At 44.0% G+C, this 23568-nt stretch carries 20 protein-coding genes and 1 tRNA gene; 14 read left to right on the forward strand and 7 right to left on the reverse strand.

Translation table 11 applies throughout. The features are described from left to right. Positions 1–31 precede the first annotated feature (31 nt). The 3 genes from LLW17_RS12200 to LLW17_RS12210 all read right to left on the reverse strand — a co-directional run bounded on the left by LLW17_RS12200 (position 32) and on the right by LLW17_RS12210 (position 2243). The gene (locus LLW17_RS12200) at positions 32–844 is read right to left on the reverse strand and encodes a purine-nucleoside phosphorylase (RefSeq protein WP_228230569.1); all 813 of its coding nucleotides are present in this window, start codon (positions 842–844) and stop codon (positions 32–34) included. Positions 845–985: 141 nt separating this feature from the next. Continuing rightward, positions 986–1666 (reverse strand): TIGR04282 family arsenosugar biosynthesis glycosyltransferase, encoded by a 681-nt coding sequence (locus LLW17_RS12205; protein ID WP_228230570.1) that lies wholly within the window; start codon positions 1664–1666, stop codon positions 986–988. 28 nt (positions 1667–1694) lie between these two features. Further along, the gene (locus LLW17_RS12210; RefSeq protein WP_228230571.1) at positions 1695–2243 is read right to left on the reverse strand and encodes a rhodanese-like domain-containing protein; all 549 of its coding nucleotides are present in this window, start codon (positions 2241–2243) and stop codon (positions 1695–1697) included. A gap of 175 nt (positions 2244–2418) precedes the next feature. On the opposite strand from LLW17_RS12210, the gene LLW17_RS12215 reads away from it, so the two are divergent. From LLW17_RS12215 to galE, 4 genes are all read left to right on the forward strand, one after another. Next, entirely contained in the window at positions 2419–3435 is a 1017-nt protein-coding gene (locus LLW17_RS12215; RefSeq protein WP_228230572.1) for an aldose epimerase family protein, read from the forward strand. Further along, a complete protein-coding gene (glpK, locus tag LLW17_RS12220) occupies positions 3428–6604 on the forward strand; it encodes a glycerol kinase GlpK (protein ID WP_228230573.1) in 3177 nt (1058 codons plus the stop codon). The genes LLW17_RS12215 and glpK overlap by 8 nt, the downstream gene beginning before the upstream one ends. 66 nt (positions 6605–6670) lie before the next feature. Beyond that, positions 6671–7477 carry an HAD-IIA family hydrolase gene (locus LLW17_RS12225; protein WP_228230574.1) on the forward strand — a complete coding sequence of 269 codons (807 nt, stop codon included), beginning with the start codon at positions 6671–6673 and terminating at the stop codon, positions 7475–7477. A 48-nt stretch (positions 7478–7525) separates the two neighbouring features. Next, positions 7526–8548, forward strand: a complete 1023-nt coding sequence (gene galE, locus LLW17_RS12230) for a UDP-glucose 4-epimerase GalE (RefSeq protein ID WP_228230575.1) — start codon at positions 7526–7528, stop codon at positions 8546–8548. Positions 8549–8566: 18 nt separating this feature from the next. Here galE and LLW17_RS12235 read toward each other — a convergent pair whose 3' ends face one another. The 3 genes from LLW17_RS12235 to galK are packed head-to-tail and all read right to left on the reverse strand — an operon-like array spanning position 8567 to position 11826. Next, on the reverse strand, positions 8567–9574 hold the full coding sequence (locus LLW17_RS12235) for a LacI family DNA-binding transcriptional regulator (protein WP_228230576.1): 1008 nt from the start codon (positions 9572–9574) through the stop codon (positions 8567–8569). Positions 9575–9576: 2 nt separating this feature from the next. After that, the gene (locus tag LLW17_RS12240) at positions 9577–10614 is read right to left on the reverse strand and encodes a UDP-glucose--hexose-1-phosphate uridylyltransferase (protein WP_228230577.1); all 1038 of its coding nucleotides are present in this window, start codon (positions 10612–10614) and stop codon (positions 9577–9579) included. A 45-nt stretch (positions 10615–10659) separates the two neighbouring features. Further along, entirely contained in the window at positions 10660–11826 is a 1167-nt protein-coding gene (gene galK / locus LLW17_RS12245) for a galactokinase (protein ID WP_228230578.1), read from the reverse strand. A 304-nt stretch (positions 11827–12130) separates the two neighbouring features. On the opposite strand from galK, the gene LLW17_RS12250 reads away from it, so the two are divergent. Both LLW17_RS12250 and LLW17_RS12255 read left to right on the forward strand, forming a co-directional pair. Further along, on the forward strand, positions 12131–13780 hold the full coding sequence (locus LLW17_RS12250) for a solute:sodium symporter family transporter (RefSeq protein ID WP_228230579.1): 1650 nt from the start codon (positions 12131–12133) through the stop codon (positions 13778–13780). A 119-nt stretch (positions 13781–13899) separates the two neighbouring features. After that, positions 13900–14457 carry a hypothetical protein gene (locus tag LLW17_RS12255; RefSeq protein ID WP_228230580.1) on the forward strand — a complete coding sequence of 186 codons (558 nt, stop codon included), beginning with the start codon at positions 13900–13902 and terminating at the stop codon, positions 14455–14457. Positions 14458–14531: 74 nt separating this feature from the next. Here LLW17_RS12255 and LLW17_RS12260 read toward each other — a convergent pair whose 3' ends face one another. After that, the gene (locus LLW17_RS12260; protein ID WP_228230581.1) at positions 14532–15674 is read right to left on the reverse strand and encodes an acyl-CoA dehydrogenase; all 1143 of its coding nucleotides are present in this window, start codon (positions 15672–15674) and stop codon (positions 14532–14534) included. Between the two features lie 281 nt (positions 15675–15955). On the opposite strand from LLW17_RS12260, the gene LLW17_RS12265 reads away from it, so the two are divergent. The 8 genes from LLW17_RS12265 (at position 15956) to LLW17_RS12300 (ending at position 23373) form a co-directional block, all read left to right on the forward strand. Then, positions 15956–17032: an anhydro-N-acetylmuramic acid kinase gene (locus LLW17_RS12265; RefSeq protein WP_228230582.1), complete on the forward strand. Its 1077-nt coding sequence runs from the start codon at positions 15956–15958 to the stop codon at positions 17030–17032. Positions 17033–17098: 66 nt separating this feature from the next. Then, positions 17099–18325, forward strand: a complete 1227-nt coding sequence (locus LLW17_RS12270; protein ID WP_228230583.1) for a Glu/Leu/Phe/Val dehydrogenase dimerization domain-containing protein — start codon at positions 17099–17101, stop codon at positions 18323–18325. 37 nt (positions 18326–18362) lie between these two features. After that, positions 18363–19835: a sodium/proton antiporter NhaB gene (gene nhaB, locus LLW17_RS12275; protein ID WP_228230584.1), complete on the forward strand. Its 1473-nt coding sequence runs from the start codon at positions 18363–18365 to the stop codon at positions 19833–19835. Positions 19836–19915: 80 nt separating this feature from the next. Next, entirely contained in the window at positions 19916–20620 is a 705-nt protein-coding gene (locus LLW17_RS12280) for a MotA/TolQ/ExbB proton channel family protein (RefSeq protein ID WP_228230585.1), read from the forward strand. A gap of 1 nt (position 20621) precedes the next feature. Further along, the gene (locus LLW17_RS12285) at positions 20622–21014 is read left to right on the forward strand and encodes an ExbD/TolR family protein (RefSeq protein WP_099644758.1); all 393 of its coding nucleotides are present in this window, start codon (positions 20622–20624) and stop codon (positions 21012–21014) included. A 166-nt stretch (positions 21015–21180) separates the two neighbouring features. After that, positions 21181–22011: an energy transducer TonB gene (locus tag LLW17_RS12290; RefSeq protein WP_228230586.1), complete on the forward strand. Its 831-nt coding sequence runs from the start codon at positions 21181–21183 to the stop codon at positions 22009–22011. Further along, positions 22011–23234 carry a bifunctional folylpolyglutamate synthase/dihydrofolate synthase gene (locus LLW17_RS12295; protein WP_228230587.1) on the forward strand — a complete coding sequence of 408 codons (1224 nt, stop codon included), beginning with the start codon at positions 22011–22013 and terminating at the stop codon, positions 23232–23234. Before LLW17_RS12290 ends, LLW17_RS12295 begins: the two co-directional genes overlap by 1 nt. Positions 23235–23298: 64 nt before the next feature. Beyond that, positions 23299–23373 (forward strand) — tRNA-Val (locus LLW17_RS12300). Positions 23374–23568: the final 195 nt, after the last annotated feature.

Below are 23568 nucleotides of genomic sequence, written 5' to 3' on the forward strand. Positions count from 1 at the left end.
CTATTCTACAAGCATTTTTCAGCCTGAAAATCTACAGTTTCTCGATGAGTTTGGTGAACAGAAGCACCATATCGGGTTCTGCTTTGGCGGCAGCATCCATAATATCCTGAATATCTACCGGAGCCAGATTTTCGGGATCGCATTCATCGGTAATCACCGATACTGCGGCGACCGGCAGATCCAGATGGTTGGCGACGATCACTTCGGGAACCGTACTCATTCCCACCGTGTCTGTACCAATGATTTTCAGGTATCGGTATTCGGCACGGGTCTCAAGCTGAGGTCCTACTACTGAGGTATACACGCCCTCGTGCAGGGTAATGTTGTTTTCGTTTGCGATTTCCTTTAGAATTTTGCCCATTTCGGCATCATAAGGCGCGCTCATATCGGTAAAACGGCTTCCTAAAAGACCTACACCTTTAAAGGCCAGGGGCGAACCGCCCTGCAAATTGATATGATCTTCAATAAGCATAATCTCGCCTTTTTTGAAGTTGAGGTTTATGGCACCTGCGGCGTTGCTGATGAGTAATTTTGAAATGCCCAGCTCGCGCATCACCCGCACCGGGTAGCTCACATCCTGTAGGGTATAGCCTTCATAAATATGAAAGCGCCCCTGCATAACCACCACTTTTTTACCACCCAGGCTTCCGTAGATGAGTTTGCCGGTATGGAATTCTACAGTAGCTGTAGGAAAATTGGGGATATGATTATAGCTCACCGAGCTGATGATTTCTACTTTATCTACAAATTGCCCCAGGCCGGTACCTAGAATAATACCAATTTCGGGAGCTTCAAAGCCACGCTCTTTAAGGAAATGCGCAGACTCTTCAATAAATCGTTTCATCTGTTTAAGATTTTAAGTGTTTTTAATTGGTGAGATGTATGCACGACAAGTAGCACTTTGAAGTAGTCTAATTGTAAGGTGCAGTTCATCAATTTAGTTTAAAAGGTATTTTGCCAAAAAGATAGGATAAACTTCGGCATCTTATTTTAAATGATCGGGCAAAAAGGGTTTAAAGGCATCAATATCTTTGATGTCTTCGTAATAATCTACGTCATTACGGACCTCAAGCAATTTTACCGATTCGTTTTTTAGATCTTGCAGTGTGTCTTCGAGAACCGTTTCGGTTCCCCAGTTTTTATGATGAAAAATCTCTGGTTTGAGGAATTTCATTCCCAATAAATAATATCCGCCATCTTCTGCCGGGCCTACGACAAAGTCGTGATGGTCCAGAGCAGCGAAGGCTTCTTCAAGATCGCTTTGTGACAGGTCGTACATATCGCTGCCTATAATGATCGCCTTGCGATAGCCATCGCTAAATGCACGCGAAAAGCCCTGTTGCATACGGGCGCCCAGGTCTTCGCCGTGCTGCAGTTTTTTGATGTATTTTTCGGTATCCCAAAGATCTTCAGACCGTATTTTTTCGGAATAAAAAACCTGTTTGTCTATCCGCAGGTTTTGCGTGATGCTCACGGTGTGTTTCAACAGAAATTTATAAATCTCAAGGGCTGCTTCATCACCTACGCCACCCGCCAGGCGGGTTTTCACCTTGCCCAGTTCGGGATTGCGGGTGAAAATCAGCAGGGTTTTATCTGATGTGGGAAAGTGAAATTCGGTTTCAAAATCGGCCTCGGCCCCGGTGTCTTTTTTGCTTAACAGACCCATAGTTTGGTTTTAAGAATGGCTATCAAAATTAATAAACCGCAATGCCTGTGCTTAAATAATCTTGCCAATTTTTTGAAAAAGTATGCACGCGCTCTGTGGGTTTACCCTCATCGTTAAAAATAGGAAACCCGGCGTCTTTCCAGGCAAAAATGCCGCCGTACAGATTTAGAATGGGTTTTGTGGTTTTCTTCTGCAATTTTTCGCCAAAATCTTCACTGCGTACCCCCACGCTGCAATAGACCACAATTTTCTTATTCGATTTGCGAATGCGCTCCAGCGTAGTCTCGTCGAGCCGATCGTCCACGCGTATGGCATTGGGGAGATGGCTCACCTCAAATTCTTCCGCTTTGCGCGAATCAAGAATGAGATACTCATCTTGTTTCATTTTCAATTCTTCGACAGAAATATAAGGTACACTGCCACTGTTGTAGGTTCTAAGCAGTTTGCCGATTGATTTTTTTTGGGCAAAGCCCGAAAAGGAAAGAAAAAGCAGGACAATCATCCATTTTAAATGCATAGAAGCAGGTCGTTTCAGTATTTGATGCTGCCAAGTTAAGGCGGTTGGTTTGACTTTCATGTTAATTAAATTAGAAGGGGCTTTTTTATAGATACGCAAAGGAGCTATTAGTGGTTTTTAAACTGAAGAGCTGTTACAAAAGGCTTGAAAAGCGCATCCGTTTAAAAGTTGATGATTGAGATGAAAGCGTTTCGCAAATGTATTTTCTATATTTAGGGTTTTAAACAGAATTCTTTTGATCACGATCCAACCTTTCTCAAAAACGCGGGACGGCCAGGCCGTTTATAGCGTGAAACTTAAAAATAAATCGGGCATGGAAGCCCATTTTTTAACCTACGGAGCCATTTTGCAGCGCCTTATAGTTCCTACAGGCTCCACCCAAACCGATGTGGTGCTGGGCTATGAAGACCTTGGGTCGTATGAAGAGGATAATTATTTTATGGGCCAGTTAGTAGGCCGAAATGCCAACCGTATTGCCAATGCCGAAGTCGTCCTGGACGGTAAAAAAGTACAACTTTCGGCAAATGAAGGTAAAAATCAACTTCACGGCGGTTTTGAATCTTTTGGTAAAAAAGTCTGGTCTGTTACCGATCTCGGTGACGCCGTACTTTTCACCTATACCAGCCCCGATGGAGATGAGGGCTTTCCCGGAAATCTGGAAACCAAATTCTACGTCAAACTGGAAGAAGACAATACGCTGGCGATGCGCTATGAAGCGACTACCGATAAGGAAACCATCGTAAACCTCACTCGCCACGAGTATTTTAATATGGATGCCGCTTCAGGGAATGGAATTATCAATCACCAATTGCAGATCAACGCGTCTGCTTATCTGCCCAAGACTCCGCAAAATGTGCCGTCTGGCGAACTAAAGCCGGTTGCTGAAAGTCCGTTTGATTTACAAAAGCCGGTTGGTTTGAAAGCCCCTATCGCCGCGATTGACGGTGGTTTTGATCACAATTTCGTTTTGAACGAAAACAGAGGCGATGCACCCGCCGCGCAATTGATTTCACAGGATGGAAAATTGAAGATGGAGTTGTATTGCACCCAGCCGGGAATTCAGTTTTACAGCGCAAACGGTATTGTTGATTTTGAAGGCAAACACGGTAAAATCGCAGGAAATTGTCCCGGTCTGTGTCTGGAGCCGCAGCATTTTCCCGACACGCCCAATCACGAGCATTTCCCGAGCACGGTTTTAAAACCTGCGCAGCGGTACGAGCACGATGTACGTTATACCTTTAGTTATGAGTAAATCCTATATAATCGCATTTGATCAGGGAACGACCAGTACCCGCGCCATACTTTTTGACGAGCAGGGCGCTATTGTACAGGTTTCCCAAAAAGAACTCACCCAGCACTATCCGCAATCGGGTTGGGTGGAGCACGATCCCATGGAAATTTATACCGATCAAAAGGCCGCTTTTGAGCAGGTGATTGCCGAAGCCGGGATAGATCCCAATGCGATTAAAGCTATAGGAATCACCAATCAGCGCGAAACCACTGTTGTTTGGGATAAACATACCGGCGAGCCGGTTTATAACGCCATTGTATGGCTAGACAAGCGCACCGAACCCATCTGTCAGGGTTTGCGCGAGCGTGACCTGGAGCGCTATATTTCAAAAAATACGGGACTGGTCATCGACAGTTATTTTTCGGCCACCAAAATAAAATGGATTCTCGATAATGTGGATGGCGCCCGCGAAAAGGCCGAAAACGGCGATTTGCTCTTTGGTACCATAGACACCTGGCTCATTTACAAATTTACCGGTCAGCATCTTACCGATCATACTAACGCGAGCCGCACGATGTTGTACAACATCAAAAAGCTGAAATGGGATGACGAATTGCTCGAGATTTTGGAAATCCCGAAATCGATGTTGCCCAGGGTTCAGGCGTCGTCTTCCGATTTTGGAAACGTCACGCACAAGGGTCATACCTATCCGATTTACGGGGTTGCAGGCGATCAGCAGGCGGCCTTGTTTGGTCAGGGTGGTTACAAGTCTGGGATGGCCAAAAACACCTACGGTACGGGTTGCTTTATGCTGCTCAATACCGGGAAAAAGCCCTCGTTTTCTAAAAACGGACTCATCACTACCCTATGCTGTACCCTTGAAAATAAAAAGCCAAAGTACGCCCTTGAGGGTAGTGTTTTTGTAGGCGGAGCTTCGGTACAATGGCTTCGCGATTCGCTAAAGCTCATTGATGATGCTAACGAAACCAGTAACATCTGTAAAAGTATTCCGCCGTTAAATGATTTGTATATGGTGCCTGCTTTTAACGGTCTGGGCGCGCCGTATTGGGATGGAAACGCCAAAGGAAGCATTCAGGGATTAACTTTTAGTACCGGCAGAAAAGAACTCGTTAAGGCTACGATTGAAGCTTTGGCGTATCAGGTAGATGATTTGATTACGGCCATGACTGAAGACAGCGGCAATCAGATCAAAAGCCTCAAAGTAGATGGTGGTGCCTGCGCTAACGATTACCTGATGCAGTTTCAGGCAGATATTCTGGATGCTGAGGTTGACCGGCCTCAAATGCTCGAAGTGACTGCGCTGGGCGCAGCACTGCTCGCAGGTATAAAAGCCGGAGTCTGGTCCCAAAATGACATCGCTTCGCTCAGAAAAATTGATCACATCTTTAAACCCGAAATGGGCACCCGAGAGCGCAATCATAAAAAAGAAGGCTGGGAACTTGCCGTTTTACGCACCCGTTCGGGGTATGCCGAAAGTCTGGTGAAAGAGAAGAAGCCGTTGCGTTTCAGTATTGTTGACCGTAAGCGCTATATCAAGAAAGCTAAAAAGAAAAAATTTGATCTCGTGGTCATTGGTGGCGGAGTTACCGGAGCGGGTATCGCCCTCGACGCAATTACCCGCGGGATGAGTGTGTGTCTGGTGGAGAAAAATGATTTCGCCAGCGGCACGAGCAATAAAAGCACCAAGCTGGTTCACGGCGGTCTGCGCTATCTCAAACAGATGGAAATAGGTCTGGTTAAAGAGACCGGGACCGAGCGCGCGATTGTGCACAAACTGGCACCACACCTTGTAGTGCCCGAAAAAATGCTCTTGCCTTTAATCGAAGGCGGGCAGTACGGTAAATTTTTAACTTCAGTAGGCTTAAAGGTTTACGATCTTTTGGCCAATGTAGAAGGTGATGACAAACGCCAAATGCTTTCTAAGGAAGAAACCTTAAAGCGCGAACCTATTCTGGACGAAACCAAAGTTTTGGGTGGCGGGTTTTATGCGGAATACAGAACCGATGACGCCCGGCTTACAATTGAATTGTTGAAGAAAGCCGCCGGTTTTGGGGCCATTTGCCTCAACTATTGTGAGATGAGCGATTTCGTTTACGATTATAAAGGCCGAATCACAGCCGTAAAATGCCGGGATCACAATTCCGGAAGCCTTTTTGAGATCGAGTCGCGCACCTTTGTTTCGGCTGCGGGTCCCTGGGTTGATAAGCTTCGGGCGAAAGACGAGTCGATGAATAACAAGCACCTGCACCTTACTAAAGGGGTGCACCTGGTTTTTGAGCGCAAAAAATTACCGGTGCATCAATCCCTGTATTTCGATGTACCCGATGGCCGAATGATTTTTGCCATCCCCCGCGGGAGAGTGACCTACGTGGGCACCACAGACACTAATTATTCCGGTGATCTCGATCGGGTAGTGGCGACTAAAGACGATATTCATTATTTACTCTATGCAGTAAATGCAACTTTCCCTGATATCCACCTGACCGAAGAAGATATTGAATCGAGTTGGGCAGGACTTCGGCCTTTAATTCACGAGGATGAAAAAGACCCTTCTGAGCTTTCGCGAAAAGATGAAATTTTTGAGAGTGAAAGTGGTTTGATTTCTATCGCCGGCGGAAAACTTACCGGTTATCGCAAAATGGCGCAACGGGTAAATGAAGCGGTGCTGAAGCGTCTAAAAGGTGACTATGCCGAGCAGTTTGAAGAATCGCGTACTGAGCATATTGCACTTACCTCGCATGCTATGCGCAATACCAAAGAAGTAGAGACCTACCGTAAAGAACTGGAAGCCGCTCTTGATTATCTGAAAATTGATAAACCCGAGTATAAGGCCTGGTATCTCACTTCAACTTATGGTAAGCAGGCCGACATTATAAAAAATAAAATCAATTATTTTAGAAATCAGGATGTTAATGAGCGTCTGGTTCGTGCCGAACTTTGGTATTCGGTAAACTTTGAGATGACAAACAGCCTGGCCGATTTCTTTGTACGTCGTACCGGTCGTCTGTATTTTGATATCAAAACGGTAAATGCATATCGGGATCTGGCTATTGAAGATTTTGTAAATTATTTAGATTGGGATGAGCGGCGCGTGCAGGAAGAAAACGAGAAATTAGATGAACTCATCTACGACGCAACCCATTTTTACGATCAGGAGTTTCCTGCCTAAAAAGTACAGGCTACAGGAGCAATTTTAGAATTTAAACGTTAATTTTACGCTTAAAACAAAACCATTATGGACAAAGGCTTTTTAATTGACATGGACGGAGTTATCTACAGCGGTAACGATTTAATTCCGGGTGCAGATACATTTATCAAGACATTACAGGACCGCGGTATTCCCTTTTTGTTTATGACTAACAACAGTCAGCGCAGTCCTATTGATGTTGTGAATAAGCTTAAGCCTATGGGGATAAAAATCACCGAAGACAATGTGTACACCAGTGCCATGGCTACCGCGTGGTTTTTAGGTTTTACCAAGCCTAACGGTACTGCTTATGTTTTGGGAGAGGGAGGTCTGTTGAGCAGCCTGCATCAGCATGGCTATAGTCTCGTGACTCAGGATCCTGATTATGTAGTGGTAGGCGAAGGCCGAAACTTTACGCTTGAGATGGCAAATAATGCCGTAGATATGATTTTAGGTGGTGCAAAACTTATCGCAACCAACCTTGACCCTTCGCCTATGAAAAAGGGCTGGGCCAATCTGGGTATTAAAGCCATTGTAAAAATGATTGAAGAGGCCAGTGGCCGTAAAGCTTTTTCTGTTGGAAAACCAAGTCCGGTGATGATGCGTGCCGCACGCAAAAAATTAGGATTGACCACAGATCAGACCATAGTGATAGGAGATACGATGGATACCGATATTCTGGGCTCCATTCAAATGGGTTATAAAACCATTTTAACCCTTTCGGGAGTATCTAAACAGAAAGATCTTGCCGCCTATGCGTATGGCCCAGATATGATTATCGAATCTTTAAAAGGTTTTGATATCGATGCAGCGTTAGAAAAGCTTTCTGTTGAAAATAATTATTTAGAATTTTAGGACTTTATTACTTTAATGCGATAAGACTAAAAATATAAAAACGAATACATGAAAATATTGGTTACCGGAGGACTTGGTTTTATAGGTTCTCATACCGTGGTTGAATTACAAAACGCAGGCTATGAAGTGGTCATTATTGATGATCTTTCTAATGCTTCAGAATCTGTTTTAGATGGTATTGAAGCTATTACTTCGACCCGACCCGAGTATGAAAAACTAGACCTTCGCGACCGTAATGCTGTGTCTGCCTTCTTTAAGAAGCACGCAGATGTTGAAGGCGTAATTCATTTTGCAGCCTCAAAAGCCGTGGGCGAAAGCGTTCACAAGCCTTTATTGTATTACGAAAACAACCTGAATTCTCTGGTCTACCTGTTACAGGAACTCGTAGAGAAAAACGAAGCCAGCTTTATCTTTAGTTCGTCCTGTACCGTTTACGGGCAGGCTGATGAATTGCCCATAACCGAAAGTGCCCCGGTAAAACCGGCCGAATCTCCTTACGGAAACACCAAGCAAATAGGCGAGGAGATCATAAGGGATACGGCTCATAAATACCAAAACTTTAAAGCGATTGCCCTGCGTTACTTTAATCCTATCGGGGCACACGAGAGTGTTGAAATAGGCGAGTTGCCTCTGGGAGTACCACAAAACCTGGTGCCTTTTATCACCCAGACAGCAGCCGGCTTGCGTCAAGAACTTTCAGTCTTTGGTAATGATTACCCTACCCGCGATGGCACCTGCGTGCGTGATTATATACACGTGGTTGACCTTGCTCAGGCTCACGTGATGGCTTTAACCCGCTTGATTGAAGGGAAAAATAAATCCAACTACGAGGTATTTAACTTAGGTACCGGTACCGGAAGTACGGTTTTAGAAGTAATCGAGACTTTTGAAAAAGTTTCCGGGGTAAAACTCCCATATAAAATTGTAGACCGCCGCGAAGGAGATGTGGTTGCAGCCTATGCCGATACCGAAAAAGCCAACAACGAGCTTGGCTGGAAATCAGAACTTAGCCTAGCAGATGCGTTAGATTCTGCCTGGAAATGGGAAAAAAAGGTGCGCGGTATTCAATAACGCGCACAGCTTTTCATTTTAGATCGTACGTGTGCTTTTGCGTATAACCAGTTCGGTCTCAATAGTTTCTTGAATAGGGTCTTTTTTGGTTTTAGCTTCAAGACTTTCTATCGCGATTTGTATGGTGCGCTTACCAATTATTTCAGCCTGTTGTTTTATTGTAGTAAGTGGGGGGAAATAATTGCGGGCTAAAGCACCGTCGGTAAAGCCGATTACGCCTACATCATCCGGTACAATACGGTTATTTATGCGCAGGGCATTCATCGCGTAAATAGCGCTCGATTCGTCTGTGGTGACAATTCCGTCCAGAGCGTTATCCTTTAAAAAAGCGCTGAGGTCAGCCTCCAGATTTTCGAGTTTGGTATTTATTACTTTAGGTTCGTAGCCCAGTTCACGTACAGCAGCTTCATAGCCTTCAGCCCGTTTTTTACCCACAGAAGTGTTGGTTAGGATAGACAGCAGTGCGATATGCCTGCATCCCGTTTTGTGCAAATGCATAGTAGAGTCGTAAGCACCTTTAAAGTCGTTGATCACCACGCTGTGCGAAAGCAGCTTCTCATTTACACGATCAAACTGCACCAGCGGAATGTCAAAGTAAAGAATGTCATTAAGGTGTTCTAATTCTTCAGTTTGCTGAGTCTCTGAACTGAGGCTTATGATAATCGCATCTACCGAAACATCACTAAGCATATGGATGCTCTGCTTTTCTTTCTGAAGCGATTCGTTTGAAATACAGGTTACCAGCGAATACCCGTTTTTAGTGGCTTCATCTTCCATTCCCATAATCACTTTAGCAAAAAAGTTATGCATGATGTTGGGAATCACAACTCCAATGGTTTTGGTGCGGCTGCTTTTGAGGCCCCGGGCCATTGCGTTTGGCCTGTATTTGAGTTGTCGTGCAGCGGTTTTAACCACCAGCTTTGTGGCATCACTAATCTCAGGACTGTCTGCTAAAGCTTTAGAGACCGTGGAGATCGAAAGATTAAGATGTTCTGCAATTGCTTTTAAGGTGGTTTTGTGTGCCATATTTAGGTTTTGCTATAATGTACGTCCGGTAAGTTACGTAAAGTTTCGGCAGCCATCTCTGCAGTGATATCGCGCTGCGGAGTTGCAAACATTTCATAGCCTACCATAAACTTTTTAACCGTTGCAGATCGTAGCAACGGCGGGTAGAACAACATATGAAAATGCCAGCTGTCCCAATCTCTCCCGTCTGTAGGCGCCTGGTGTATACCGGAGCTGTAGGGAAATGAAATCTTAAACAGGTTATCATATTTGATAGTCACTGCCTTGATGATTTTTGCATAATCTTTTCGCTCTTCTTCAGTGAGGCTTAAAATAGTGCGGTGTTGATTGCGGGGAATAATCATCACTTCATAAGGCCATACTGCCCAGTAGGGCACCAGAGCTACAAAATACTCAGTTTCAACAATAATACGCTCTTTGGCCTGAAGTTCCTGCTTGAGATAATCGCTAAGCAGACTCACCTTATTGTTATTCCAGTATTCGGTTAACTGTTTGCATTTTTTGGTGACCTCAAGGGGGATGGTGCGCTGCGCCCAGATTTGGCCGTGCGGGTGCGGGTTGCTGCAGCCCATAATAGCACCTTTATTTTCAAAAATCTGAACGTGATTGATATCTTTCTTGGCACCGAGTTCTCTAAACTCACGCTGCCATAGGGCAATAACCTTGTCAATTTCGGCAACGTCCATCACCGGAAGCGTGAGGGAATGATCGGGAGAAAAGCAGACGACCTTACAGGTTCCGCTTTCAGCCTCCGCTTTCAGTAATCCCGACTTAAATTTTTCTTCGGGAACATCCCTTTTAAGTGCGGCAAAATCGTTTGTGAAAGACCATGGTTCTTTATATTCTTCATTTTTATGTCCGCCTGCACGCTCGTTTCCGGGGCATAAGTAACAGGAAGGGTCGTAAGAAGGGCGTTCTTCAATAATTACCTCTTCTTCCTTTCCCTGCCAGGGACGCTTGGTACGGTGCGGAGAAACAAGTACCCAATCTCCTGTGAGAATGTTGTGCCTTCTGTGTGAATTATCATTAAAGTCAAGCATGGTATTCCGTTTTTTGTTTCAAAAGTTACATTAAGTGAAAGGGGATCAGATTACTTTTCCGCCATCTGCCGGCATAGCTTTGAAGGCAGTTAGATTGATATTAAACGCTTCATAGTATGCTTTTTTGGCCAAAGCAATATAGGCTTCTACAAAATCCTGATGAATCAGGTTTATGGTACAGCCTCCAAAACCTCCACCCATCATCCGGCAGCCTAAAATCGCATCATAATTTCGTGAAAAATCGGTAAGAAAATCAAGTTCTTTACAACTTACTTCATATTTATGTTGAAGTCCTTCGTGCGAGCCGTACATAAGCTTTCCAAAAGTCTCCAGGTCATTGCGTTCTAAGGCCTTTGCGGCTTCATTTACGCGTTGATTTTCTTCAATTACATACGAACAGCGATTGTAAATCACCGGGTCAAAATCGTTTTTATGCGCTTCGAGTTGTTCCGGTTTTACATCCCGCAAGGCTTTAACTTCAGGATACCAGTTTTGAAGCAGTTTTACGCCCTGCTCACATTCGCTGCGACGTACATTGTATTCACTGGTAGAAAGGCTGTGTGATACATTGGTGTTTAGCAGCAGTAGCGCATAAGGCTCAATATTGAAAGGAACCAGCTTGTAGTCCAGACTCTCGCAATCGAGTTGGATCACGTGGTTTTCTTTGCTCATCACCGAAGCAAACTGGTCCATAATCCCGCACATAGTGCCTACATAATTGTGTTCGGCTTTTTGAGAAAGCTCCACTATTTCAAGCGGGGTAAGCTTTAAATCAAAAAGTTCGTTGAGTCCGGCTGCCAGGCCGCACTCCAGCGCTGCAGACGAACTGATGCCTGCGCCCATGGGCAAATTGCTAAACATCAGACAGTCAAAACCAGAAAGGCTGCGCCCTCTTTTTTTGATTTCTTCAGTCACGCCGGTAATATAACGCGTCCATTCTTCACCCGTCTCATCGGGCTTGCTCAAATCAAATTCGTAGGTGCTTTGAAAGTTGAGGCTGGTAACGCTGCATTGCGTTTGAGACTTGTTTTTCTTGAGGTAAAAAATAATCGATTTGTCAATAGCTGTAGGCATTACAAAGCCATTGTTGTAATCGGTATGTTCCCCTATAAGATTTACCCTTCCGGGCGAGTTAAGGGTTACTTCGGCCTTAAAGTTCCCAATTTGGGCAAGTTGCTCTGGCGAGTGTGAGATGATGTTGTTGTTTTGCAAAACCTTTCCGTGCTAATTAATACTTCAATTTTGAGAACAAATATACTAAAAGTTTCATTAAACGTATTTTTTACATTTAAAAAAAGTATGTTTCGGGCTAACATAGTGTAGATGATACTATAACGTAATAGCGATAAAAAAGTCTTATGATTTTAAACGATTTATCAAAAAATGATACTCATTTGTGGCTTTCTGACAGATTTTAAACCTCAATACTTCGTCTTAAAATGTTTATTGTATTACTTTAGTGGCGTTTAAAAATTTGTTAAATCAGCTCTCGCGAAAAACCTTAACTCCTTAGCTTATGGCAATAATTTCCTTTTTAGCATTTACAATTCTTGTAGCCGTCATCTCATGGTGGGCCGTACGAAATTCTGATGAATCGACCTCTGACGGCTATTTTTTGGGAGGACGAAGTCTTACTGCCGGCGTAATTGCCGGATCCCTGTTACTTACTAACCTCTCGACCGAGCAAATTGTAGGTCTTAACGGAAGCGCTTACAAAGACGGACTTTCGGTTATGGCCTGGGAAACTCTGGCGGCTCTCGCAATCGTGGTAACTGCCATTTTCCTATTGCCTCGTTATCTAAAAGGGGGGCTTACCACGGTGCCGCAGTTTCTCGCCGAGCGTTTTGATACTTCAACTAAAACGATAACTTCTGCGTTCTTTTTAACGGGTTATGTTGTTGTCTTGCTTCCGGTGATTTTGTACTCTGGTTCTGTAGCGGTAAGCGGGATGTTTAATATCCCCGAAAGGCTTGGAGTATCTGATATGACGGCCCTGGTGATTTGTATCTGGGGTATAGGAATCATCGGTTCGATATACGCTGTATTTGGTGGCCTAAAGGCGGTTGCTGTTTCAGACAGTATAAATGCAGTGGGGCTAATCATTGGAGGTTTGTTGATCCCTGTTTTTGGTCTTATGGCTATTGGTGATGGTGGAATTATAGACGGTCTTAATGTACTTATTGATTCTAATCCGGAGCGTTTTGACTCTACGGGAGAGCCGGGGCAGGAAGTGCCATTCTCGACCATTTTTACGGGAATGATGCTGGTGCAGTTATTTTACTGGGGTACCAATCAGCAAATTATTCAGCGGGCTTTAGGGGCTAAAAGTCTCGCGGAAGGACAAAAAGGACTGTTGCTGGCCGCATTTTTAAAGATTTTAGGTCCAATAATTTTGGTGCTTCCGGGAATGATCGCTTTCTATTACTTTGAAGGAGGTCTTGACAGTAGCGACCTGGCTTACCCTGAACTGGTGCGTGCGGTATTGCCAAAACCTTTAGTAGGGTTTTTTGCAGCCGTTTTATTTGGTGCAATCCTGAGTTCATTTAATAGTGTATTGAACAGTTCGGTTACCTTATTTGGTATTGATATTTACAAACAACACATTAATAAGGACGCTTCTGAGTCAACCGTGGTTAAATACGGTAAAATCTTTGGGGTTTGTCTGGCTCTGGCAGCGATGTTTATCGCGCCGTTGATCTCAAATGCCGGCAGTTTGTTTCAGTACCTGCAAGAGATAAACGGGATTTATAGCATTCCTATTTTTACTGTAATTGTAATTGGTTACGCTACGAAACGCGTACCTGCTATTGCAGCAAAAATCGGTATTTTCAGTGGTTCACTGTTATACATCATCAGCCAGTTTTGGCTTGATCCTATGATTCGCGGGAATGCTGTGGAAGCAGCAGAAACAAGTGGAATAACAGACGCAGAAACTTTACGAATGATCAGTGTAGATGCGTACCCGCACTATCTGCACGTTATGGCAATCTTATTTGTTACTAACATCATCATTATGCTCATTATTGGTAAGTTATACCCCAGAGCAACTCCATTTGAACTTGAATACACCAAGAAAGTTTCTATTGAGCCTTATAAATATGTAAAACCCGTAGGAGGTCTTATTTGTGTTATAGTTGTTGCGATTTACGTGTATTTCGCAAAATAAAACTCCTGTAACAAAACTATTTAAAGCCCGGTCTAAAACAGACCGGGTTTTTTTATGGCTCAAGCGTATTTTAGGATTTAATGTTCTAGTATTGTAGCTCAATCATTCAAAAAACGATCATGTTCAGAACATTTTTAGTACTAGTAGTGCTCCTTTTAAACGTTACAAATGCCGGTGCCCAAACCAAAGACAGCGTATCAGTTGAAACTTCCATTTGGGGAGTGCAAACGGGGCTTCTAGGCTTTTGGGCACATAATGAATCAAAATTAACCCGAACCATTGCCTTAAGGACCGAATTGGGTTTTGATGCGGCTTTTTACGGAAGCAATAATAAATTTAATTATATTCTCGCTCCCATTCTGCATGTAGAACCCAGATGGTACCGCAATCTGGATCGCCGGTCTCGAAAAGGAAAAAACACAGCAAATAATTCGGCAGACTTTCTAAGCCTGAGGTCCTTTTTTGTGCCCGATTTGTTTTTGATTTCTAACGATGATGTACGCATCAATAGCACATTGGGAATGACGTTCAATGGAGGTATGCGTCGCGTATATTGGGACCATTTTAGTTTTGAACTGGGATTGGGTGCGGGCTTTGCGGCAGATTTGGAAGAAACATATGGAAATTCGGTTTATTTTTTTCCAGAAATCTTTTTCAGATTAGGCTATAATTTTTAGCAAAATCAGGATCTCCACAAAAATTAAAAAAGCTGTCTTGATGGACAGCTTTTTTATTTAACCAGAGTTTTATTCTAGTTATCTATAATCGATCTGGAGATCACAATTTTTTGAATCTCAGAAGTTCCTTCATAGATCTGGGTGATTTTAGCATCGCGCATCAGGCGTTCTACGTGGTATTCCTTTACAAAACCATTACCACCGTGAACCTGTACGGCTTCAATAGTGGTGTCCATAGCTACCTTGGAAGCATATAGTTTAGCCATCGAGCTGGCCAGGTCATAATTTTGCTTCTGGTCTTTTAGCCAGGCGGCTTTCATAACCAAATGACGTGCGGCTTCAATTTCGGTGTACATATCGGCCAGTTTAAAGGCGATGGCCTGGTGGTTGCAAATCTCGGTACCAAAAGCCTTGCGCTGTTTGGAATAATCAAGAGCAAGTTCATAAGCTCCTGAAGCGATACCCAAAGCCTGAGCTGCGATACCAATGCGACCGCCGCTTAGCGTTTTCATCGCAAACTTAAATCCAAAACCATCTTCACCAATACGGTTTTCTTTAGGAACCTTTACATCATTAAATATAAGAGAATGGGTGTCACTGCCGCGAATACCCAGTTTTTGCTCTTTGGGCCCAATCTCAAAACCTTCCCAGTCTTTCTCAACGATAAATGCATTGATACCCCGGTGTTTTTTCTCTTTGTCGGTTTGAGCAATGACCAGATAATAATCTGCAGATCCGCCGTTTGTAATCCAGTTTTTTGTTCCGTTAAGGATATAATGATCGCCTTTGTCAATCGCTGTGGTACGCTGTGAGGTGGCGTCGCTTCCGGCTTCGGGTTCACTAAGACAAAATGCACCCAGTTTCTCGCCGGTGGTTAGTTTAGACAGGTATTTTTCTTTTTGTTCCTGGCTTCCGTATTCTGCCAGACCATAATTGACCAGGCTGTTATTTACCGATACGATCACAGAGGCCGAAGCATCAATTTTCGATAATTCTTCCATCACCAAAACATAAGAAATGGTGTCCATGCCACCTCCGCCAAATTCAGTAGGAGCCATCATACCCAAAAATCCCATTTCGCCCATTTTTTTAATGAGTTCTTTAGGGAACTGTTGTTTCTCATCCCGCTCAATAACTCCCGGAAGCAATTCGCTTTGCGCAAATTCACGGGCAGCATCACGTATCATTTCGTGTTCTTCACTCAAACTGAAATTCATGGTCAATATTTGGTATTAAATTAAAATTCTATTCTTTTCTTAATAACTTCGGCGGCACGCAAAGACCCTTAAAAGATTTTAGAGCCGACATAAAAGATCCAACTCAAACCTTTGCGTAAGGTTTTTTCAAATGTCTGAAAATTTACTATGCTTGCATAATAAAAATGCGACCACTCTAAATATTTTAACAAAAATTCAAAAATAGTAGATATTATACTATTAAATTAAATTATTGATAACATAAGCGAAAAATACTAAGAATTTATTTAATTTCAAAAACTATGCATGCAACATCTTATGTGCTTCTGGGCGTGATGAGTGGTACTTCGCTTGATGGCGTTGATTTGGCCTATGTACGCTTTCAGAAGTCTGAAAATTGGCGCTATGAAGTTTTGCAAAGTGAGACCATTCCGTACACTAAAGACTGGGTAGGGCGATTGGAGCATGCTGTTTCCCTTTCTGCCGATGCGCTGCAGCTGCTCGATGAAGACTATACGCGTTACTTGAGTTCGCTAATTAATGCGTTTGTAAAAAAGCATCCCATCAGGCATTTTGATGCAATTGCCTCGCACGGGCATACCATTTTGCACCGTCCCGAAGCGGGTCTTACCTATCAAATAGGAAATCTGCCCGAGCTGGCAGATTATACCGGTAAACTGGTGATTTGTGATTTTAGGGTGCAGGATGTGGCTTTGGGAGGTCAGGGTGCGCCATTGGTGCCTATAGGAGATCGCCTGCTTTTTGCGGACTATGCAGCCTGTCTTAATATAGGAGGTTTTGCCAACGTTTCCTTTGAGGAAGCAGGGCGCCGTGTGGCTTATGATATCTGTCCTACTAATATCGTTCTCAATACCTACGCCCGTAAACTGGGATTGGATTTTGACAGGGACGGGGCGATTGCGAGGTCTGGCAGTGTGCATTCCCCAACTTTAGAACAGCTTAATACCCTGGCGTATTACCAAAAACCGGCTCCAAAATCCCTCGGCCTGGAGTGGGTGACCGAAACGATATTCCCAATTCTTAAAGATTCGCAGCTTTCTGTACCGGATTGCATCGCCACCTATACCGAGCATATGGCTGCACAAATTGCACAGAATCTAAGATTTAGCGTGGCGGGTGCTGCGCGCAAAACTATCCTGATAACCGGTGGAGGAGCTTATAACAGTTTTCTTATTGAGCGTATAGCAGCGCTTTCTAATCTGGCCTTGATAATTCCTGATGCGCAGACCATCGAATTTAAAGAAGCGCTCATTTTTGCATTTATGGGGGTTTTGCGCCTGCGAAACACTCCAAACGTACTTGGCTGTGTAACAGGAGCCCCGCAGGATCATTGTGCAGGACTGGTATATTCCCCTTAAATTAATATCAAAAACATAGGGAAAACAAGCGAAGTCGTTATATTTGTGAACCCTCTAAATTATTTAATGAAAGATTTACTACAACGTTACGAAAACAAGGAACCCGAAATTGTATTTCACTGGAATGATCCCGAGACTGAAGCAGAAGGCTGGACGGTGATCAATTCACTTCGCGGTGGAGCAGCAGGAGGGGGTACCCGAATGCGTAAAGGTCTTGACCGTAATGAAGTGTTATCTCTTGCCAAGACGATGGAGGTGAAGTTCACCGTTTCGGGGCCTGCTATTGGCGGCGCCAAGAGCGGTATTAATTTTGACCCGGCAGACCCCCGTAAAAAAGGGGTGCTCGAGCGCTGGTATGCAGCGGTATCGCCCTTGCTGAAAAGTTACTACGGCACCGGAGGTGATCTTAATGTAGATGAAATACACGAAGTAATCCCAATCACCGAAGAAAGCGGGGTATGGCATCCTCAGGAAGGCGTCTTTAACGGGCATTTTAAACCCACCGAAGCAGATAAGATCAACCGGATTGGTCAGTTGCGACAGGGTGTTATTAAAGTGCTTGAAAACCCGGCATATTCCCCTGATGTTACCCGAAAGTACACCGTTGCCGATATGATAACCGGTTACGGAGTGGCAGAGGCCGCACATCATTTTTATGATATTTATGGCGGTGATCTTACCGGTAAACGTGCCGTAATCCAGGGCTTCGGTAATGTAGGTTCTGCAGCGGCTTATTATTTATCGCGGCAGGGTGCCAAAATCGTAGGTATTATCGATGCAGCCGGAGGGCTCATTAATGAAGCCGGTTTTAGCTTTGAAGAGATCAAGAGTTTATTTTTGGCAAAGCAGGGCAATAAGCTCGCGGCAGCAAATTTGATTTCTTTTGAAGAAGCCAATTCGCGCATCTGGGAACTAAAAACAGAATTATTTTTACCTTGTGCGGCATCACGTCTGGTGACTCAGGAGCAAATAGACTCAATGATCGCTAACGGATTGGAAGTGATTTCCTGTGGCGCAAATGTGCCTTTTGCAGATAAGGAAATTTTCTTCGGTCCCATTATGGAACATACCGATGAGCGGGTATCTGTAATTCCTGATTTTATATCCAATTGCGGGATGGCACGTGTTTTTGCTTATTTTATGGAGCGACGCGTTCAAATGACTGATGAGGCTATCTTTAACGATACCTCGCTTACAATTAAAAATGCAATAGAAAAAACATACAATCACAACAGCAGCAGTAAGAACATAAGCCGTACGGCTTTTGAACTGGCCCTGCAACAACTGGTGTGATTATAAAGAGAACATTAACCAACAACAACTAAGACACATGTTAAAATACTTTTTAGGCAGCAGCCCCAGGTGGTTTAAGTTAGCGATGATCGCTTTTCTGGTATTCAATATCTTTTCCTATTATATTTTAGGTCCTACGATAACCGCGTGGTTATTTATAGGGGAATTTATTTTCACACTGGCCATGGCGCTTAAGTGTTATCCCCTGCAATCAGGTGGTATACTGGCTCTGGAAGCTTTGATTTTAGGATTAACCAGTCCTGAAGCAGCCTATGGAGAGGTAGCCCAAAACCTGGAAGTAGTATTGCTTCTGGTATTTATGGTTGCCGGTATTTACTTTATGAAGCCTATGCTGATGTATATCTTCTCTAAAGTATTTACCAAGATAAAATCTAAAGTAGCGCTCTCGATGCTCTTTGTGTTTCTGGCAGCTGTACTTTCGGCTTTCCTGGATGCGCTTACCGTAACAGCGGTATTAATAAGCGTAGCCGTAGGATTTTATGGTGTTTACCATAAGATACTTTCGATGGAAAACGCCGACTATGATAAGGATGAGGTGCCAGATCGCGAGGCCCTGGGCGGTAAAACTTTAGAGCAGTTTAGAAGCTTTTTGCGTAGTTTGATTATGCACGGTGTGGTGGGTACCGCTCTTGGCGGGGTTTGTACTCTGGTAGGAGAGCCTCAAAACCTGTTGATTGGTGAAAAAATGGGCTGGGATTTTATACAATTTTTCCAGCGTATGGCGCCAATTACTATTCCGGTTTTGATTTCCGGTCTGTTAACCACTTTTATTCTTGAGAAAACCAAAATCTTCGGCTTTGGAGCTAAGCTTCCCGATGTAGCCAGAGGTATTATCGAGAATTACACCAAAGAAGTGGATGAAAAACGTACTAAAAAAGAAACTTACGGACTTTGGGTTCAGGGTATTTCTGCTATTCTGCTTATTTTAAGCTTGGCACTTCACCTGGCTCCGGTAGGATTTATTGGTCTCTTCCTGATTGTAGTTCAAACTGCATTTATGGGTATTACCGATGAGCACAGCCTGGGTAAAGCCTTTGAAGAAGCGCTTCCGTTTACCGGTCTTTTGGTGGTCTTCTTTGTGATCGTTGCGATGATTCACGATCAGCATTTATTTACACCTATTATCGATTATGTATTAACTCTTCCGGTAGAGACACAGCCTTCAATGTTCTATTTGGCTAATGGCGTTCTCTCGATGATTAGTGATAACGTATTTGTGGCAACTGTATACATTAACGAGGTACAGGTGGCTTACGATGCCGGTAATATTACCCGCGAGCAGTTTAATCATCTTGCGGTAGCGATCAACACCGGTACAAACCTGCCTAGTGTTGCGACGCCTAACGGGCAGGCAGCATTCTTATTTTTGCTAACTTCTTCACTGGCCCCGCTTATCAATTTATCCTATGGTAAAATGGTAAAAATGGCATTACCTTATACCATCGTATTGGGTGGTGTAGGATTGCTTGGGGTCTATATGGTCTTATAATTTAACAAACCAAATCAAACAGGCAGCATATACTTTTATGCTGCTTTATGCGTTAACCTCATATCTAATCTAAGAACACTATGTTGACAACCTTGTTGCAGGAAGGTGCAGAAAATTTGCCTTCGTTAGCCGCGGAAGAAGAACCAGTAGAAAAAACCCTTTCGTTGTTTGATTTATTGATGAGCGGTGGTATTTCCGGGCAGATTATCATTATCGTGCTTTTTGTACTTCTGTTTGTGGCCATTTACATCTATTTTGAGCGTTTGTTTGCAATCAAAGCCGCGAGCGGTATTGACAGCAACTTTATGAACCAGATTAAAGATCACGTGGCAAACGGTAATATTGAAGCCGCAAAAATTTTGTGCGCGCAGCAAAACAGTCCCGTATCGCGATTAACCGCAAAAGGCATCAGCCGTATTGGTAGTCCGCTTGAAGACATCAACACTGCTATAGAAAATTCGGGCCGTTTAGAAGTGTACCGTCTGGAGAAAAATGTAAGTGTTCTGGCAACTATTGCCGGTGCAGGGCCTATGATTGGTTTCCTGGGTACGGTAATCGGGATGGTTTTAGCCTTTCATCAACTGGCTACCAGCAGCGGTCAGGCAGAGATGGGTAACCTTGCAGAAGGTATCTATACTGCGATGACTACTACCGTTGCCGGTTTGATCGTGGGTATTGTGGCCTATATCGGTTACAACCACCTCGTAGTGCGCACCGATAAAGTGGTGCACCAGATGGAGGCAACCGCAGTTGACTTTTTAGACCTTTTAAACGAACCCGCCTAAGATGAACCTACGCGGAAGAAATAAAGTAAGCCCCGAGTTTAGTATGAGCTCTATGACAGACATCGTGTTTCTGTTACTGGTGTTCTTTCTGCTTACCTCTCCGGCCATTACGCCCGATGCGCTTGATCTTATTTTGCCAAAAGCAAAAGGAAAGACCAGCAATCAGCAAAATCTTTCGGTGAGCATTACCAAAGATTTAGACTTTTACGTCAATAAAGAGCGTGTGACCGAAAATAACCTGGAAGCCTTTATTCAAAGCGAACTCCAGGGCGTAGAGGAGCCGGTAATCATTCTTCGGGCTGAAGAAGGAGTTCCTATTGAAGAAGCCGTTGCCGTGATGGATATCGCAAACCGCAACCGGTATAAGATCGTTTTAGCGGTGAGGCCTAATTAAGTGTTGGGCGTTCCGGCTATCGCCGTCAGGCTTTCAGCTGTATCTCCTAATTGCCATCAGGAGCAGAATATCCTGATGGCAATTAGGAGGATGCCGCTTCAATCCTTAACGCATTTCAAGAATGGACCGGATTTTGTAACAGTCAGATAACTAAATACTACAGGCCTTGAGTTTTTTAGATACCAAACATAAGCGAAAATCATTCACCCTAACTACGGTGATTTATGCGCTTTTACTCGTTGTGCTGTTTTTTGCAGGCCTAAAATATCTCGATCCCCCTCCGGAAAGTGGTATCGCCATAAACTTTGGAACCTCAGATGTAGGCTCCGGTAACATTCAGCCTAAAGCAGCCATACAATCTGCTCCCCGAAATACAACTCCAGAACCTCAGGTTCAGAAATCTTCCGAAATCAAAGAAGAAGTAGTAACTCAGGATGCTGAAGAAGCACCGGTTATTAAAAACGAACCCAAAAAAGACATTAAAAAGCAGGTTGCAGAGCAGCCTAAACAAACCACAACCAAACCGGTTGAGGCTAAAAAGCCGGACCCCAAACCCGATAAATCAACTACCGATGCCCTGTCAAGCATCCTCAACGGACCCAAAAGTTCGGGTACTGCTTCGGGTGGTGAAGGAAATACCAATCAGGCGGGAGATAAGGGCGATCCAAATGGCGATCCCAACGCTTCAAGCTATTACGGCACCGGTAAAGGTTTAGATGGCGATGGCAATTACCAGCTGGGCGGGCGTAAAGCCTTAAGCAAGCCCAAGCGCGTGCAGGAATGTAATGAGGCCGGTATTGTGGTGGTAAGCATAGAGGTTGACCGTAACGGAAATGTGATTAAAGCCGTGCCCGGCGTGCGAGGTACCACAAACAACAGCCGATGCCTGCTTGATCCTGCAAAAGCTGCCGCTTTGGCAACAAAATTCAACAGCGATACCGATGCTCCTTCACGACAAATCGGTAAAATAATTTATAAGTTTAGCCTTTCAGAGTAATGACCTACGAGCAAACGGTACAGTGGATGTTTAATCGTCTTCCTATGTATCAACGTCAGGGAGCTTCCGCCTTTAGAAAAGATCTTGTAAACACCATTCTCCTTGATGAGCACCTGGGTCATCCCCATACGGCGTATCAAACCATTCATGTTGCAGGTACTAATGGTAAGGGCTCTACCAGCCATATGCTGGCTTCGGTATTGCAGGAAGCCGGTTACAAGGTAGGCTTATATACTTCACCGCATTTAAAAGACTTTAGAGAACGCATTCGCATCAATGGCGAGTTGTGCACCAAAGAAAATGTCGTAAGCTTCATAGAGGCGCATAAGGCCTTTTTAGAGGAGCATCAGCTGTCGTTCTTTGAGCTCACAGTAGGGATGGCCTTTCAGTATTTTAAAGAGCAACAGGTAGATGTTGCAGTTGTAGAGGTGGGAATGGGCGGCAGGCTCGATTCTACCAACATCATTACACCTATACTTTCAGTCATTACCAATATTGGGATGGACCATACCGCATTCTTAGGAAATACCCTGGCTGAGATCGCCGGTGAAAAAGCCGGAATCATCAAACCTCAAATATCAGTGGTTATAGGAGAGCGTCAGGAAGAAACCACAGCCGTTTTTGAGGGAAAAGCAGCGCAGGAACAAGCGCCATTGTTTTTTGCCAGTGACGAGACCTTTCCCGTTTTGGAAAGCGAACTTAAAGGCAGCTATCAGGTGCATAACATCAAGACCGTGCAAAAGTCGGTTGAGATACTGCGCTTGTTTACCGATCTGGAAATAGGGGAGCAGCATTTGATTGATGGAGTCGCCCGGGTGGTTACCAATACCGGTTTAATGGGCAGATGGCAGGTTTTGCAGGCCTCAGGCCCAAGAATTATTTGCGATACCGGTCATAATACCGAAGGATTAAAACAGGTTTTTGCACAGCTGGGTCAGGAAGAGTTTGAACAGCTGCACATTGTTTTGGGTGTGGTTTCCGATAAAGATCTGGAAAGTGTCTTACCGCTGTTTCCGGATGAGGCTGAGTATTATTTCAGCAAACCGGATGTTCCGCGAGGATTAGATGCGGCAGTTTTACAAAATCAGGCGGCGCAATTTGGCCTGAATGGAAAAAAATATAAAACTATTTCAGAGGCTTTAGAGGCGGCTAAACGTGCGGCAACTGCTGAGGATCTGATCTTTATAGGCGGGAGTACTTTTGTGGTAGCAGAAATAGTTTAATTATTTTTCAAAAAGTGTTTTGCAGTCTTAAATATTGGTTTATATTTGCATCCGCTAACGAGAAGGGCAATTAGCTCAGTTGGTTCAGAGCACCTCGTTTACACCGAGGGGGTCGGGGGTTCGAATCCCTCATTGCCCACAAAGGCTTCCAGAAATGGAAGCCTTTTTTTATGCGTTTTATTTTGCGCTGCCCTATTGGGAATTAAGGGATCAATCCTAATTGTTGTGTTTAAGCAAAAATTGTAGTTAATCTGTATAGAAAGAATTCTATGTTTTTTACTCCTCTAAATTGGCTTCTAAATGCTTTGATCTTTGCATTGAAGGACTCAGCTGA

The organism is Leeuwenhoekiella parthenopeia (assembly GCF_020782115.1).
GTDB classification, from domain to species: Bacteria; Bacteroidota; Bacteroidia; order Flavobacteriales; family Flavobacteriaceae; genus Leeuwenhoekiella; species Leeuwenhoekiella parthenopeia.

Excerpts from the sequence above, each read along its gene's own strand:
- LLW17_RS12240 (WP_228230577.1), bottom strand. The coding sequence starts at position 10,614 with ATGCTTGACTTTAATGATAATTCACACAGAAGGCACAACATTCTCACA.
- LLW17_RS12260 (WP_228230581.1), bottom strand. The coding sequence starts at position 15,674 with ATGAATTTCAGTTTGAGTGAAGAACACGAAATGATACGTGATGCTGCC.
- LLW17_RS12255 (WP_228230580.1), top strand. The coding sequence starts at position 13,900 with ATGTTCAGAACATTTTTAGTACTAGTAGTGCTCCTTTTAAACGTTACA.
- LLW17_RS12200 (WP_228230569.1), bottom strand. The coding sequence starts at position 844 with ATGAAACGATTTATTGAAGAGTCTGCGCATTTCCTTAAAGAGCGTGGC.
- LLW17_RS12295 (WP_228230587.1), top strand. The coding sequence starts at position 22,011 with ATGACCTACGAGCAAACGGTACAGTGGATGTTTAATCGTCTTCCTATG.
- LLW17_RS12210 (WP_228230571.1), bottom strand. The coding sequence starts at position 2,243 with ATGAAAGTCAAACCAACCGCCTTAACTTGGCAGCATCAAATACTGAAA.
- LLW17_RS12235 (WP_228230576.1), bottom strand. The coding sequence starts at position 9,574 with ATGGCACACAAAACCACCTTAAAAGCAATTGCAGAACATCTTAATCTT.
- LLW17_RS12250 (WP_228230579.1), top strand. The coding sequence starts at position 12,131 with ATGGCAATAATTTCCTTTTTAGCATTTACAATTCTTGTAGCCGTCATC.
- LLW17_RS12265 (WP_228230582.1), top strand. The coding sequence starts at position 15,956 with ATGCATGCAACATCTTATGTGCTTCTGGGCGTGATGAGTGGTACTTCG.
- LLW17_RS12280 (WP_228230585.1), top strand. The coding sequence starts at position 19,916 with ATGTTGACAACCTTGTTGCAGGAAGGTGCAGAAAATTTGCCTTCGTTA.
- galE (WP_228230575.1), top strand. The coding sequence starts at position 7,526 with ATGAAAATATTGGTTACCGGAGGACTTGGTTTTATAGGTTCTCATACC.
- LLW17_RS12285 (WP_099644758.1), top strand. The coding sequence starts at position 20,622 with ATGAACCTACGCGGAAGAAATAAAGTAAGCCCCGAGTTTAGTATGAGC.
- nhaB (WP_228230584.1), top strand. The coding sequence starts at position 18,363 with ATGTTAAAATACTTTTTAGGCAGCAGCCCCAGGTGGTTTAAGTTAGCG.
- glpK (WP_228230573.1), top strand. The coding sequence starts at position 3,428 with ATGAGTAAATCCTATATAATCGCATTTGATCAGGGAACGACCAGTACC.
- LLW17_RS12205 (WP_228230570.1), bottom strand. The coding sequence starts at position 1,666 with ATGGGTCTGTTAAGCAAAAAAGACACCGGGGCCGAGGCCGATTTTGAA.
- LLW17_RS12270 (WP_228230583.1), top strand. The coding sequence starts at position 17,099 with ATGAAAGATTTACTACAACGTTACGAAAACAAGGAACCCGAAATTGTA.
- LLW17_RS12225 (WP_228230574.1), top strand. The coding sequence starts at position 6,671 with ATGGACAAAGGCTTTTTAATTGACATGGACGGAGTTATCTACAGCGGT.